The 12,272-nt window shown below is 73.9% G+C and carries 13 protein-coding genes; 8 read left to right on the top strand and 5 right to left on the bottom strand.

What is annotated here, in order from left to right:
- The first annotated feature begins 113 nt into the window (after positions 1 to 113).
- The 5 genes from ACFYZB_RS05475 to ACFYZB_RS05495 all read left to right on the top strand — a co-directional run bounded on the left by ACFYZB_RS05475 (position 114) and on the right by ACFYZB_RS05495 (position 3,843).
- Positions 114 to 1,487 (top strand): diaminopimelate decarboxylase, encoded by a 1,374-nt coding sequence (locus ACFYZB_RS05475; RefSeq protein ID WP_388754654.1) that lies wholly within the window; start codon positions 114 to 116, stop codon positions 1,485 to 1,487.
- Between the two features lie 179 nt (positions 1,488 to 1,666).
- Positions 1,667 to 2,050 (top strand): hypothetical protein, encoded by a 384-nt coding sequence (locus ACFYZB_RS05480; protein ID WP_351205881.1) that lies wholly within the window; start codon positions 1,667 to 1,669, stop codon positions 2,048 to 2,050.
- On the top strand, positions 2,047 to 2,868 hold the full coding sequence (locus ACFYZB_RS05485) for a transcriptional regulator (RefSeq protein ID WP_388754657.1): 822 nt from the start codon (positions 2,047 to 2,049) through the stop codon (positions 2,866 to 2,868). Before ACFYZB_RS05480 ends, ACFYZB_RS05485 begins: the two co-directional genes overlap by 4 nt.
- 31 nt (positions 2,869 to 2,899) lie before the next feature.
- On the top strand, positions 2,900 to 3,448 hold the full coding sequence (locus ACFYZB_RS05490; RefSeq protein ID WP_388754659.1) for a roadblock/LC7 domain-containing protein: 549 nt from the start codon (positions 2,900 to 2,902) through the stop codon (positions 3,446 to 3,448).
- Between the two features lie 20 nt (positions 3,449 to 3,468).
- The gene (locus tag ACFYZB_RS05495) at positions 3,469 to 3,843 is read left to right on the top strand and encodes a hypothetical protein (protein WP_388754662.1); all 375 of its coding nucleotides are present in this window, start codon (positions 3,469 to 3,471) and stop codon (positions 3,841 to 3,843) included.
- A 13-nt stretch (positions 3,844 to 3,856) separates the two neighbouring features.
- On the opposite strand, the gene ACFYZB_RS05500 is transcribed toward ACFYZB_RS05495, so the two are convergent.
- The 3 genes from ACFYZB_RS05500 to ACFYZB_RS05510 all read right to left on the bottom strand — a co-directional run bounded on the left by ACFYZB_RS05500 (position 3,857) and on the right by ACFYZB_RS05510 (position 6,919).
- On the bottom strand, positions 3,857 to 4,441 hold the full coding sequence (locus ACFYZB_RS05500) for a hypothetical protein (RefSeq protein ID WP_388754665.1): 585 nt from the start codon (positions 4,439 to 4,441) through the stop codon (positions 3,857 to 3,859).
- A 91-nt stretch (positions 4,442 to 4,532) separates the two neighbouring features.
- Positions 4,533 to 5,405 (bottom strand): MurR/RpiR family transcriptional regulator, encoded by an 873-nt coding sequence (locus tag ACFYZB_RS05505; RefSeq protein WP_388754668.1) that lies wholly within the window; start codon positions 5,403 to 5,405, stop codon positions 4,533 to 4,535.
- Positions 5,402 to 6,919, bottom strand: a complete 1,518-nt coding sequence (locus ACFYZB_RS05510; RefSeq protein ID WP_388754671.1) for an aromatic amino acid ammonia-lyase — start codon at positions 6,917 to 6,919, stop codon at positions 5,402 to 5,404. Before ACFYZB_RS05510 ends, ACFYZB_RS05505 begins: the two co-directional genes overlap by 4 nt.
- A gap of 192 nt (positions 6,920 to 7,111) precedes the next feature.
- Between ACFYZB_RS05510 and ACFYZB_RS05515 the strand changes: the two genes are divergently transcribed.
- Positions 7,112 to 7,555: a hypothetical protein gene (locus ACFYZB_RS05515; protein ID WP_388754674.1), complete on the top strand. Its 444-nt coding sequence runs from the start codon at positions 7,112 to 7,114 to the stop codon at positions 7,553 to 7,555.
- A 7-nt stretch (positions 7,556 to 7,562) separates the two neighbouring features.
- Here the strand turns inward: ACFYZB_RS05515 and ACFYZB_RS05520 are convergent, their stop codons facing one another.
- Positions 7,563 to 8,324, bottom strand: coding sequence for an SDR family oxidoreductase (locus tag ACFYZB_RS05520; protein WP_388754677.1), 762 nt, complete (start codon positions 8,322 to 8,324; stop codon positions 7,563 to 7,565).
- 162 nt (positions 8,325 to 8,486) lie between these two features.
- On the opposite strand from ACFYZB_RS05520, the gene ACFYZB_RS05525 reads away from it, so the two are divergent.
- Positions 8,487 to 9,323: a helix-turn-helix transcriptional regulator gene (locus tag ACFYZB_RS05525; RefSeq protein ID WP_388755626.1), complete on the top strand. Its 837-nt coding sequence runs from the start codon at positions 8,487 to 8,489 to the stop codon at positions 9,321 to 9,323.
- A 327-nt stretch (positions 9,324 to 9,650) separates the two neighbouring features.
- Here ACFYZB_RS05525 and ACFYZB_RS05530 read toward each other — a convergent pair whose 3' ends face one another.
- Positions 9,651 to 11,042 (bottom strand): cystathionine beta-synthase, encoded by a 1,392-nt coding sequence (locus ACFYZB_RS05530; RefSeq protein WP_388754680.1) that lies wholly within the window; start codon positions 11,040 to 11,042, stop codon positions 9,651 to 9,653.
- A gap of 159 nt (positions 11,043 to 11,201) precedes the next feature.
- Between ACFYZB_RS05530 and ACFYZB_RS05535 the strand changes: the two genes are divergently transcribed.
- Complete coding sequence (locus tag ACFYZB_RS05535) at positions 11,202 to 12,227, top strand: SGNH/GDSL hydrolase family protein (RefSeq protein WP_388754682.1); 1,026 nt, start codon at positions 11,202 to 11,204, stop codon at positions 12,225 to 12,227.
- Positions 12,228 to 12,272: the final 45 nt, after the last annotated feature.

Here is a 12,272-nt window from a genome sequence, read left to right on the forward strand (position 1 = left end):
ACGTCTATTCACATCCTGTCGTTCTGAATAGAACTAGTCAATACATCGGGGCGACCCCGTCCGCGCGCCGTCGGTGTTTGGCTGGACGTGAGACGGACACGAGGGGAGAGGCCGTGGAGCAGGACGTCGAAACGGAAGCCCGGGAGCGCTCCGCGCGGCGGGACGAGGCGGTGCGTGCCGCCGTGGAGCAGGGGCTGCTGGGGCCGGACGCGGCCGTGGCCGGGCTGCTGGACGTGACCGGGATCCGGCGGTCCGCGACGGCCCTGCGGGCGGCGTTCGACGCGGTGCTGCCACCGGGGACGCCGGTGCTGCACGCCTTCGCGGTGAAGGCGACCCCGCTGGTGCCCGTGCTCCGGCTGCTGCACGAGGCGGGGATCGGCGCGGAAGTGGCGAGCCCCGGCGAGCTGGCGCTGGCCCGTGCGGCCGGGGTGCCGGCGGCCCGGACCGTGCTGGACTCGCCCGCCAAGACCCCGGCGGAGCTGCGCGAGGCACTGGCCCTGGGCATCGCGGTGAACGCCGACAACCCGCAGGAGCTGGACCGCCTGGACGCCCTGGTGCGGTCCGCCCCGACCAGGTCCCCGCTCGGCCTCCGGATCAACCCGCAGGTCGGCGGCGGCACGATCGGGGCGACCTCGACGGCGACGCAGACCTCCAAGTTCGGGGTGGCACTGCGCGACGAGGGGGCGCGCGAGTGGGTCGTACGGGCGTATCTGGACCGGCCCTGGCTGACCCGGCTGCACGCGCACACCGGCTCACAGGGCATCCCGCCGGCGCTGCTGGCGCGGGGCGTGGCGGAGACGTACGCGCTCGCGGAGGAGGTCAACGAGCGGGCGGGGCGGCGGCAGATCGACACGCTGGACATCGGCGGCGGACTGCCGGTGAACTTCGCGGCCGAGGCGACGGCACCCTCGTACGCGTCCTACGCCCGGCTGCTGGCCGAGCGGGTGCCGGGGCTGTTCGACGGGCGGTACGGGCTGGTGACCGAGTTCGGGCGGTCGCTGCTGGCCAAGCACGGGACGGTGGTGGCCCGGGTGGAGTACGCCAAGAGCGCGGGCGGGCGGCGGATCGCGGTGACGCACGCGGGCGTGCAGGTGGCGACGCGGACCGTGTACGCGCCGGGGGCGTGGCCGCTGAGGATCGCGGCGTACGACGCCAAGGGGCGGCCGAAGCCGGGGCCGGAGGTGGTGCAGGACGTGGCCGGGCCGGCCTGTTTCTCGGGCGACCTGCTGGCGGAGGGGCGCGCACTGCCCCTGCTGGAGCAGGGCGACTACGCGGCCGCGCTGGACACGGGCGCGTACTACTTCGCCCATCACTACGCCTACAACTCCCTCGCCCGGCCGGGCATCCACGGCTTCGCGCCGGACGGCTCGGGAGGCATCGCCTTCGCGACCGTACGGGAACCCCAGACCGTCGCCGAGGTGGTGGCGGAGTCCGGCGGGGCGCACGCGGACGCCCTCACCACCCTCCGGGCACCGGGAAGCCGTTGACGCGCCCCCGGCACCCTCGAACAAATGGATCAACTCGCCGGGCACAGCGGACAGTTGGCCCACACTAGTACGCCGGAAGCACGTTCCACTGGAAAATGCCAAAGGCTCCACCTTCCCCGCGCACGGTGCGTAGTGTCGCTGTCACTCAGCCGGAGACCCAGGCGGGAGGGGAGCCACCGGTGCCCGGAATCGACGAGTGCCTGCTGGAAGCGATGCGATTGCCCGGTGCCCGGGGAGCGGCACTGGTGGACTGGACGAGCGGACTGGCCCTCGGCACGGTCGGCGAGGCGCCCGGCGGCGATCACGAGACGACCGCCGCCGAGGCCGCCGAACTGGCCCGGATGGCCGCCGAGCACGGCGCCTTCGCGGTCCACGGCGAGGGGCACCCTCCGGTCGAGGACCTGATCGTCAGCAACCGCGACAGCTACCACCTGCTGCGGTTCGTGGACACGTCCTTCGACAGCAGCGTCTTCCTCCACCTGTGGCTCGGCCGCGAGGAGGGCAACCTCGCGCTCGCCCGGATCCGGCTCGGCGAGATGGCGGCCCGGCTGGTGCTGGGATGACCGTGGCCCAGATACCTCCGCCGCCCCTGCCGGTGCGGGACAAGTCGGCCACGCGGGCACTGTCGCCGATGCTGACCCGGCTCGCCGAGGAGCGGGCCACCGGCGTCCTGGTCCGCGAGCACGGCACCCTGTATCTCGCCGAGGGCCGGGTGGTGCACGCCGAGAGCCCCTTCGCCCCCGGTCTCGACGTGCTCCTCACGGCCCACGGCACCCTCGCGACGACAGCCTGGCGACGGGCCGCCGAGCGGACCTCCGGCCCGCTGCACACCGCGGAACTCCTGCTGGAGTCCGGGCTGTTACCCACCGGCGCGCTGGAGCTGTGCCATCTGGACGCCCTGTACGACGCCGGGTACTTCGCGCTGGCCCCGAGCAGCACCCCGGGCCGCTTCCGCTACGACCGCGCGCCCCGGATCGGCCCGCTGCCCTCGGTCCCGGTCGTCGCCCTGGAGCGCGAGACGCTGCGCCGCCGGCTGCTGCTGCACCGGCTGTGGCCCGACCCGGCCGCCGACAGCGCCCCGCTGATCCGCGCGGACCCAGCCTCCCCACCGGCCTCACCCACCTCCGCGCCGGTCACGCCCCGGCAGCGGGCGGTCCTGGACCGCGTGGACGGCGTCCGCACGGCCACCGGGATCGCCCGGAACCTCGGCCGCCAGGCCTTCCACACCCTGGTCGACGTACGCCGGCTCACGGCGGCCGGCCATGTCGCGCCCCGGGCGCCCGCCGCCGCGGACCCCGCACCGCCGCCGCCCCCACCCCCGGTCACCGACCCCGACATCGCGCTGCTGAAGAGGCTCAGAGATGCGCTGGAGGCGCTTTGAACGGCACCGCCCCGCCGAGAGGAGAGAGCTGATGGTGTCCGAGGAGGATCTCCAGGCCGTCCTGGCCGAGCTGCACCGGCTGCGCAACCGGGTACCGCAGCTCACCGGCGCCCTGGCGGCCGGTGTCGACGGTCTCGTCGTCGCCCACGACACCCCCGGAGTCGACCCCGAGGGCCTCGCGGCACTCACCGCCGCCGCGCTCGGCGTCGCCGTACGGGTCGCCGACGCCACCGGCAACGGCGGCTTCCGGGAGCTTCTGGTGCGCGGCGAGCACGGCCATGTCGCCACCTACGCGGCCGGCCGCACCGCCGTACTGACCCTGCTCGCCGAGGACCGGGTCAACGTCGGCCGGCTGCATCTGGAGGGCCGCCGCTCCGGAGCCCGCATCGGGGAGCTGCTCGACGCCGCCGACACCGCGGCCCGGCAGGCCCGGCGGTCCGGGCGGGCCGAGCGGACCCAGGACGCCGTCGACCCCGCACCCCCGACCCGTACCCGCACGACCCGCACGCCCCGCACGACCGGCGCCACCGGCGCCGATACGCGCACCGCACGCAATACGCCCGCCGCAACCGACAGTTGAACCCTTCGAGAGGATCCACCATGGCCAACACCGAGACCGCGCTGAAGGAAGCCCTCACCTCCATCGAGGGCGCCACCGGCGTCGCGCTCGTCGACTACACCAGCGGAATGGCGCTGGGCACGATGGGCGGCAGCAAGAGCTTCGACCTGAACGTGGCCGCCGCGGGAAACACCGACGTGGTCCGCGCCAAGATGCGCACGATGGAGATGCTGGGCCTCAAGGGCGACATCGAGGACATCCTCATCACACTGACGGACCAGTACCACATGGTCCGCCTGCTCAAGAGCCGCGGCGGCAACGGCCTGTTCCTCTACCTGGTCCTCGACGCGTCCCGGGCCAACCTGGCGATGGCCCGGCACCAGCTGAAGAAGATCGAGCAGGAACTGGAGGTCTGAGCCCCGGCGAGAGCTAGACCAGCGCCGCGGTGCGGCGGCGGGACCCGCCAGGGGCCGCGTCGCCGGCCGCGATGCCCGTACCGCGCAGGCCCTTCACGGCGTTGCCCGCCGGGCTCCCGCCGCGCCGGTCGAGCCAGTCGACGCGCACCCACAGCAGCGTCTCCTCGGCGCGTTCGCGGCGCCCGATCCAGGCGGCCTTCAGCCGCAGCCCGGTGCCGAACCCGGCCAGCAGCAGGCCGCCGGCCGCGGGCACCGCGAAGGCGGAGCCCAGCGCGACGGCGCAGGCCAGCAGCAGCCACCAGCGGTGGCCCCGGCGCCAGTTGCGCACGGTCACCGCACGGTCCTGCAGTACGTCGTACTTGCCCGCGCGGGCCGCGCCGCGGGCGAGTGCGCCGTACCGGCCCCGCCGCACCAGTGCCACGACCGCCGCGCCGACGACGAACAGCGCGGCTCCGGCGAGCGCCCCGATCCCTCGTCCCGTCAGCCCCTCCGGTACCGCGCCGATCGCCGCGGCGACCACGCCGAACCACCACAACGGTGCGGCCCCCGCCCGTACGACGACGGCCACCCGGGCCAGCCCCTGTCCTCCGCGCGCCACGTCAGCCTCCCGTGTCACGTGTCCGCAAAACGCCTGTGTCTCACCGGGACGCTAGTGGCCGAACGTGAGACGAATCTGAGAGCGCGAAGGCCTATTCGACGAAGAGCCCCCGGGCCGCGGCCTTGGCGTCGAACTCCTCCAGCCGGGCCTGCGCCTGAGGCAGGTCGTCGCAGACGGCCTCCAGCAGCACCCGTCCGAGCAGCATCGGCGCGCACGCGGTGTCGAAGGCGAGCCCGGTGCCGACGGCGGCGGGCAGCAGCAGGTCGGAGTACTTGGCGACCGGAGCGAACGCGGAGTCGGCGACCGTGACCGTCGTCAGGCCGACGTCCTTGGCGTAGGCGAGGGTGTCGACGACCTCGCGCGGATGCCGGGGCAGCGCGAAGCACAGCAGGGCGGTGGCGCCGGCGCGGACGGCCGCGTCGATCCGGTCCTGGATCATGGTGCCGCCCTCGTTGAGCAGCCGGACGTCCGGGTGGACCTTGGCGGCGAAGTAGGCGAAGCCGTACGCCTGCGAGGCTGCGGCGCGCAGGCCGAGCACCGGCAGCGGGCGGGAGGCGGCCAGGATGCGGCCGGCCCGCTGCACCGGGCGGGGGTCGGCGAGCAGGTCGGCGAGGTGCCTGAGGTTCTCGATCTCGGCCTCGACGGCCTGCTGGTACTCGTTGAAGGCGCCCGCCTCGGCGGCCGGTTCGGCGGGGACGACCTCGCGCAGGTACTTGCGCAGCGCCGGATAGCCGTCGAAGCCGAGGGCGACGGCGAACCGGGTCACCGACGGCTGGCTGACCCCGGCCAGCTCGGCCAGCTCCACACTGGACAGGAAGGGCACGTCGGCGGCCCGCCGGACCATGCTGTGCGCGATCCGGCGCTGGGTCGGCGTGAGCCGGTGGCCCTCGAAGAGCGTCTGCAGGCGGTTCGCCGGACTGTCCGACGCACCGGGCGTCCCCCCGGTACTGCTGTCCACGCTCATGACGCGCTCCCCCTCCAGATGTCCGTGAACCGGTCGAGCAGTGCGGCCGCCTGCGTGACGTCGTCCGTGAGCGGCCGGTCGGCCGGGTCGGCGTCGAGGACCGACTCGGCGAGCGCGAATGCCCGCCCGGCCGGCAGCCCGGGGTCGGGCCGCAGGTCGCGCTGGCGCAGAGCGCGGACGGCGGCGACGAGCTCGCAGCCGACCACCAGACGATACGCACCGCACGCGCGCAGGGTCTGCCGCGCGGCGAGCGAGGCGAAACTCGCCTGTTCCTCGACGCCCCGGGAGAGTACAGCGTGGCCCAGGGACGCGGGCGCCGAGAAGGCCCGCAGGTCACCGAGGGCCGCTCCGGCCGCGTACTCCAGGATCATCACGCCGGAGGAGGCCGGCTCGTGGTCGGCGAGGAAGGGGCGCAGCCGGGTGTGGGCGGGCTCGTTGAGCGTGGACAGGCGGGACGTGGACAGCCGGGCCACCTGGGTCAGCGCGAGCCTGAAGTGGTCGAGGGCAAGGGCCAGTTGGGCCTGGTAGAAGCCGCCGTGGTGGTAGGCGGCGAGGTCCTCGGGGGCGATGAGGGGGTTCTCGGCGGCCGCGTTGATCTCCACGGTGAGGACCTGCTCCAGGGCGTCGGCCGCGTCATGGGCGGGGCCGTGGATCTGGGGCAGGCAGCGGAAGCCGTAGGGGTCCTGGATCCGGCCGAGCGGCGGGCTCGGCCGGTCGGCGGCGCCGATCAGCTCCCGCATCCGCCGGGCCACCTCGGTGCTGCCCCGGTGCGGGCGGGCGGCGTGCACGGGGGCGGCGTACGCCTCGTGGGAGCCGTCGACGGCGAGCAGGGACAGGGCGGCGACGACCTGGGTGGCGCCGATCAGCCCGCGCAGTTCGTGCAGGGCGAGCGCCGCCTGGCCGAGGGTGAGGGCGTTGCTGCTGATCAGGGCGAGGGCGTCGTTGTTGTCGAGGGGCTGCGGGGCGGGGGCGGCGGCGCCGCGCCAGGGGTGTTCCCCGGCGAGCGCGAGCCCGGCCTGGGCCAGGGCCGCGATGTCGCCGGTGCCGACCGAACCGAACTCGTTGACCACCGGGTACGCGCCGCTCCCCAGGGCCTCGCACAGCGCGGTGACCACGCCGGGCCTGAGGCCCGCGCCGCCGGCCAGCAGCTGGTTGGCGCGGACGGCGAGCATGGCGCGCACCTGGCGGGCGGGGAGCTCCTCGCCGATGGCGCCGGCGTGGCTGCGCAGCAGGCGCAGGCCGTGGCCTGCGGCGGCCTCGGTGGGCACGTCCTCGTTCCGGTTGGCGCCGACGCCGGTGGAGCGGCCGTAGACGCGCCCGGTGGCGGCGATCTGCCGGGCGGCGTTCCAGGAGTGCTCCGCGCGCCGCATCGCGTCGGCCCCGGGGACGGGATGCACGGCGCCGTCGGCGAGCCGTACGACGTCCTCGACGCCGAGTCCGGACCCGTCCAGGACCACGGTCGCGGAGCGCGCGGACGGCACGGACGGCGGCGCGCCCACGGTGCGAGACGACATCGAGCCCACACTCCCATCGCCGAGCCGCTGCCAAACTATTCACACATCGAGAACTCTGCATGACCTTATGCAGTCAGGCAAGGGCCGTCTCGGGACCCCCTTCGGGCGCGCGCTGCCGACCGCCCGCCGGGGGCGCCAAGAGGGGGGTTGTCCCCAGTGCGCGGGGCGTGGGCGGTCCCTAGGGTTGGGCCCATGAGCGCACTGGACTCGCGGGACAGCGGCCTGAAGAAGGATCCGGACCTGCGGAAGGAACTCGACGCCACCCTGCAGACCCGCCGGGAGCTGGGCGAGGAGTACGAGACGGCACTGGTCGACTCCTTCCTGGAGCAGGTCGAGCAGCGGATCGACGACACGGTGGACCGCCGGGTACGGCGGCACCTGGCCGAGCAGCAGATGGCGACCGCGCGCGGTGCCCGGCGCCCGAAGGACGCCGACACCTGGCCGGAGCGCTTCGGGCTCGCGATCATCTCGCTCGTCCTGGCGATCCCGCTGACCGCCGTGGCCGGCGGCGTCGCCGGGACGGCCGGGACGGTGGCCGCCTGGGTCGGCATCGTCGGCGTCAACTTCGCCCAGGCGGTACGGCTCAACCCGGAGCTGCTCACCGGCCGCCGCGACCGCTCCGACCGGCAGGACTGAGCCCGGCTCAGGCCTGCCGGGTCGGCAGGACCACGATCTGGCGGAGGTTGACGTGCCGGGGCCGGCTGGTGGCGTAGGCGACGACGTCCGCGACCTCGGCCGCCGAGAGGGCACCGATCGCCTCCAGCATGCCGTCCAGCTGCCCGGACAGCTCGGCGCTGTCGACATGGTCCTTCAGCTCGGTCTCCGTCAGTCCCGGCTCGATGTTCGTCACCCGCACGTCCTGCGGTCCGAACTCGGTGCGCAGGGACTGCGAGAGACAGGTGACGGCGGCCTTCGTGGCGCCGTACACCGCGTAGTTGGGGAAGGGGATGTGGGCGCCGATGGAGGAGACGTTCACCAGGTCGGCGGTGCGGCCCGTGCCGGCGGCGCCCACCAGGTCGGCGCCGAAGGCGCGGATGACCCGCAGCACTCCGGTGACATTGGTGTCGAGCATCCGCTGCCACTCGTCGAGCCGGCCGTCGGCCACGGGGTTCGGGAGCATGACTCCGGCGTTGTTCACGACGAGGTCGACGGCGCCGAAGGTCTCGTGCGCCAGGTCCCGGGCGGCCGCCACGGACGCGTCGTCGGTGACGTCGGCGGCCACGGCGAGCGCCTCGCCCCCGTTGGCCCGGATCTTCTCCACCAGCGTCTGAAGCCGGTCCGCGCGCCGGGCGAGCAGCGCCACCCGGGCGCCCTCGGCGGCCAGCTGCCGGGCGACGGCCTCGCCGATGCCGCTGGCGGCTCCGGTGACGACGGCGGTGCGGCCGGACAGGTTCTCGTACGACATGAGTCTTCCCCCAGGATGTGGGCGCCGGGGCGGCTCCCCGGCGGCTGGCACCAGCCTCGCCCGGTCCGGCGGCCGTACCCAGGGATGCGGTTTTCCTGGGTCTGCCAGTACCAGGTTGGCGTCCGGCGGCTCCCCTACGATCGGGGTATGGACGGGGACTGGCTGGAAGGGGAAGTCGGCGACTTCCTGCGCTCGCGACGTGCACGGATCCAGCCCGAGGAGGTGGGACTGCCCGGCCACGGGCGGCGCCGCGTACCGGGCCTGCGCCGGGAGGAGGTGGCCCAGCTCGCCGGGGTCAGCGTCGACTACTACGTCCGGCTGGAGCAGGGCCGGGGCACGAGCGTCAGCGACGCCGTGCTGGACGCGATCGCCCGGGTGCTGCGGCTGGACGAGACCGAGCAGGCGTATCTGCGGACGGTGGCGCGGCCGCGCCGGCAGCGGGGGCGGCGGCAGCGGCCGGAGGCGCCCCGCATCCGCCCCGGAATCCAGATCCTGCTGGACGGCATGGAGCGCAGCCCAGCGTTCGTGCTGAACCCCCGCATGGACGTGATCGCGTGGAACGCACTCGGCGACGCGCTGAACGGCTTCAGCCGTGTGACGGCGGCGGAGCGGAACATCCCCCGGCAGGTCTTCCTCGAGTCCGCCGGCCGCGACCTCTACCCGGAGTGGCACGCGGTCGCCGCCCAGACGGTGGCCCACCTGCGCGTCAACGCGGGCCGGTACGCCGACGACGCCGAGCTGTGCGCGCTGGTCGGCGAACTCTCGCTGAAGAGCGAGGACTTCCGCCGGCTGTGGGCGGACCACGAGGTCAGGGAGTGCGCGTACGGCGTGAAGAAGGTACGGCACCCGGTGGCGGGCCTGCTGACCCTGCCGTACGAGACCCTCACGATCCCGGCGGCCCCGGACCAGGTGATCGTGGTGTACACCCCGGAACCGGGGTCGGAGACCGCCGAGCGGCTTGCCCTGCTGGGGAGTTGGGCGTCCAGCGCCGCGCGCTGAACCCTCGGGGAAAGTCGTGCGCGGGGACCGCCGCACCCCCGTTGCCGGGGGGCGGGACGACGGCGGTCCCCGCGAGGGACGCGGGCCGGGTCAGGGCCGGCATCTCGCGTCCGTGGCGTCCATGGAGGTCCGGGAGCCGCTCCGGAGGTCCTAGGCGCCGTTCGGCGCCGGCCGGGGCGGGGAGCCGCTCCCGCCCTGCCGGCACCGACTAATCTGCCGGACGCGTGTTAAGCGGGTGCTGCGCGCACGTGACACGCTCGTACCACTTCCGCGAACCCCGCCTCACCTCAGGTCGAGCGAGTGAACCCGCAGTTCACCGGGTGTTCGCTACTGCTTTCCGCCCTTGGCCAGGAAGGCCAGCAGGTCCTGCCGGCTGACCACGCCGGTGGGCTTGCCCTCGACCAGGACGATCGCCGCGTCGGCCGTGCCGAGCACGGACATCAGGTCGCCGACCGGCTCGCCGGAGCCGACCTGGGGCAGTGGGGCGGACATGTGCTTCTCCAGCGGGTCGTCGAGGGAGGCGCGCTTGTTGAACAGGGCGTCCAGCAGCTCGCGTTCGACGACCGACCCGACGACCTCGGCGGCCATCACGTCCGGGTGGCCGGCGCCCGGCTTGACGACCGGCATCTGCGAGACGCCGTACTCGCGCAGCACCTCGATGGCCTGGCCGACGGTCTCCTCCGGGTGCATGTGCACCAGGGAGGGAATGGTGCCGCCCGCCTTGTCGCTCAGGACGTCGCCGACGCGGGCGCTCGGGCCCTCGTCCTCCAGGAAGCCGTAGTCGGCCATCCACTCGTCGTTGAAGATCTTGCTGAGGTAGCCACGACCGCTGTCCGGGAGCAGGACGACCACGACATCGTCCGGACCGAGCCGCTCGGCGACCCGCAGCGCCGCCACGACGGCCATACCGCAGGAGCCGCCCACCAGCAGGCCCTCCTCCTTGGCCAGCCGGCGGGTCATCTGGAAGGAGTCCTTGTCGGACACGGCGACGATCTCGTCCGCGACGGTGCGGTCGTAGGCGGTCGGCCAGAAGTCCTCGCCCACGCCCTCGACCAGGTAGGGGCGCCCCGAGCCGCCGGAGTACACGGACCCCTCCGGGTCGGCGCCGACGACCTTGACGCGACCGTCACTGACGTCCTTCAGGTACCGGCCGGTGCCGGAGATGGTCCCGCCCGTACCCACGCCCGCCACGAAGTGGGTGATCTTCCCCTCGGTCTGCTCCCACAGCTCGGGACCGGTCGAGTGGTAGTGCGAGAGCGGGTTGTTGGGGTTGGAGTACTGGTCGGGCTTCCACGCGCCCGGGGTCTCGCGGACGAGCCGGTCGGAGACGTTGTAGTAGGAGTCCGGGTGCTCCGGAGCGACGGCGGTCGGGCACACGACGACCTCGGCCCCGTACGCCCGCAGCACGTTGATCTTGTCGGTGGAGACCTTGTCGGGGCACACGAAGATGCACTTGTACCCCTTCTGCTGGGCCACGATGGCAAGGCCCACACCTGTGTTTCCGCTGGTCGGCTCGACGATCGTCCCGCCCGGCTTGAGCTCGCCGCTCTGCTCGGCGGCCTCGATCATGCGCAGGGCGATGCGGTCCTTCACGGAGCCGCCCGGGTTGAAGTACTCCACCTTGGCCAGAACGGTCGCCTGGATGCCCTGGGTCACGCTGTTGAGCCGCACCAGCGGGGTGTTGCCGACGAGGCTGATCATCGAGTCGTGGAATTGCACCGTTGTCTCCGGTTGCTGCAAAAGATGTGGTCTTAGTGGTGTCGCCAGCCTAAGGCCAGGCGTGCGGCTGGGGCGGCCGTTCACTCCCCGTTGAGATTGACGCACGGTCGGTACGGGGCAAGGAGTGGGTGTACGGCTACGAGGAGGTGGCGGCGACGCATGACGAGCATGTCGAGGGCGAGAGTGGCCCGGCGCATCGCGGCCGGAGCGGCGTACGGCGGTGGCGGGGTCGGCCTGGTCGGCGCGGCCGCGGTCGGTCTGCTGCTCGCGGAGGTACGGCTGGCCCGGCGCCACGTGGGCCATCACGGCGGCGGCCGCGTCCCGGTGGCCGACGGCGTGTACGGCCACGCGTACGACGTCCCCGGAGCCGGGGAACCGCCCCTCCGCCTGACCATGCTCGGCGACTCCACGGCGGCCGGTCAGGGCGTGCACCGGGCGGGACAGACCCCGGGCGCGCTGCTGGCGTCGGGCCTGGCGGCGGTGGCGGAACGCCCGGTGGAACTGCGGAACGTGGCGCTGCCGGGCGCCCAGTCCGACGACCTGGACCGCCAGGTGGCGTCGGTGCTGTCGGGAGTGGCGCCCGTCCCCGACATCTGCGTGATCATGATCGGTGCGAACGACGTCACCCACCGGATGCCGCCGACCCGTTCGGTACGGCACCTGTCGGCGGCGGTACGACGGCTGCGCACGGCCGGTGCGGAGGTGGTGGTCGGCACCTGCCCCGATCTCGGCACCATCGAGCCGGTGCAGCAGCCGCTGCGCTGGCTGGCCCGGCGGGCCTCGCGGCAGCTGGCGGCGGCGCAGACGATCGGGGTGGTGGAGCAGGGGGGCCGGACCGTGTCCCTCGGCGATCTGCTGGGCCCGGAGTTCGAGGCGAACCCGCGGGAGCTCTTCGGCCCCGACAACTACCACCCCTCGGCGGAGGGGTACGCGACGGCGGCGATGGCGGTGCTGCCGACGGTGTGCGCGGCGCTGGGACTGTGGCCGGCGGAGGAGGAGCGGCCGGACGTGTCGCGGCGCGAGGGGTTCCTGCCGGTGGCGCGGGCCGCCGCGGAAGCCGCGTCGGAGGCGGGCACCGAGGTCACGCCCGCGATGCCCACGGGGCCGCGTGGACCGTGGGCCCTGCTGAAGCGGAGGCGGCGGCGCCGGGTACCGGAGGCGGAGCCGGCGACTCCGTCGGTCTGACCGGCCTTTCCCACCCACCCGTCCCGGTCGGCCGAGCCGCGCGAG

Origin of the sequence: Streptomyces sp. NPDC001852, assembly GCF_042891825.1 — a bacterium.
Lineage (GTDB): Bacteria > Actinomycetota > Actinomycetes > Streptomycetales > Streptomycetaceae > Streptomyces.

Coding starts and splice junctions, on each gene's coding strand:
- ACFYZB_RS05485 (WP_388754657.1), top strand. CDS start 2,047: ATGACCGTGGCCCAGATACCTCCGCCGCCCCTGCCGGTGCGGGACAAG.
- ACFYZB_RS05490 (WP_388754659.1), top strand. CDS start 2,900: ATGGTGTCCGAGGAGGATCTCCAGGCCGTCCTGGCCGAGCTGCACCGG.
- ACFYZB_RS05495 (WP_388754662.1), top strand. CDS start 3,469: ATGGCCAACACCGAGACCGCGCTGAAGGAAGCCCTCACCTCCATCGAG.
- ACFYZB_RS05505 (WP_388754668.1), bottom strand. CDS start 5,405: ATGAGCGTGGACAGCAGTACCGGGGGGACGCCCGGTGCGTCGGACAGT.
- ACFYZB_RS05510 (WP_388754671.1), bottom strand. CDS start 6,919: ATGTCGTCTCGCACCGTGGGCGCGCCGCCGTCCGTGCCGTCCGCGCGC.
- ACFYZB_RS05515 (WP_388754674.1), top strand. CDS start 7,112: ATGAGCGCACTGGACTCGCGGGACAGCGGCCTGAAGAAGGATCCGGAC.
- ACFYZB_RS05520 (WP_388754677.1), bottom strand. CDS start 8,324: ATGTCGTACGAGAACCTGTCCGGCCGCACCGCCGTCGTCACCGGAGCC.
- ACFYZB_RS05535 (WP_388754682.1), top strand. CDS start 11,202: ATGACGAGCATGTCGAGGGCGAGAGTGGCCCGGCGCATCGCGGCCGGA.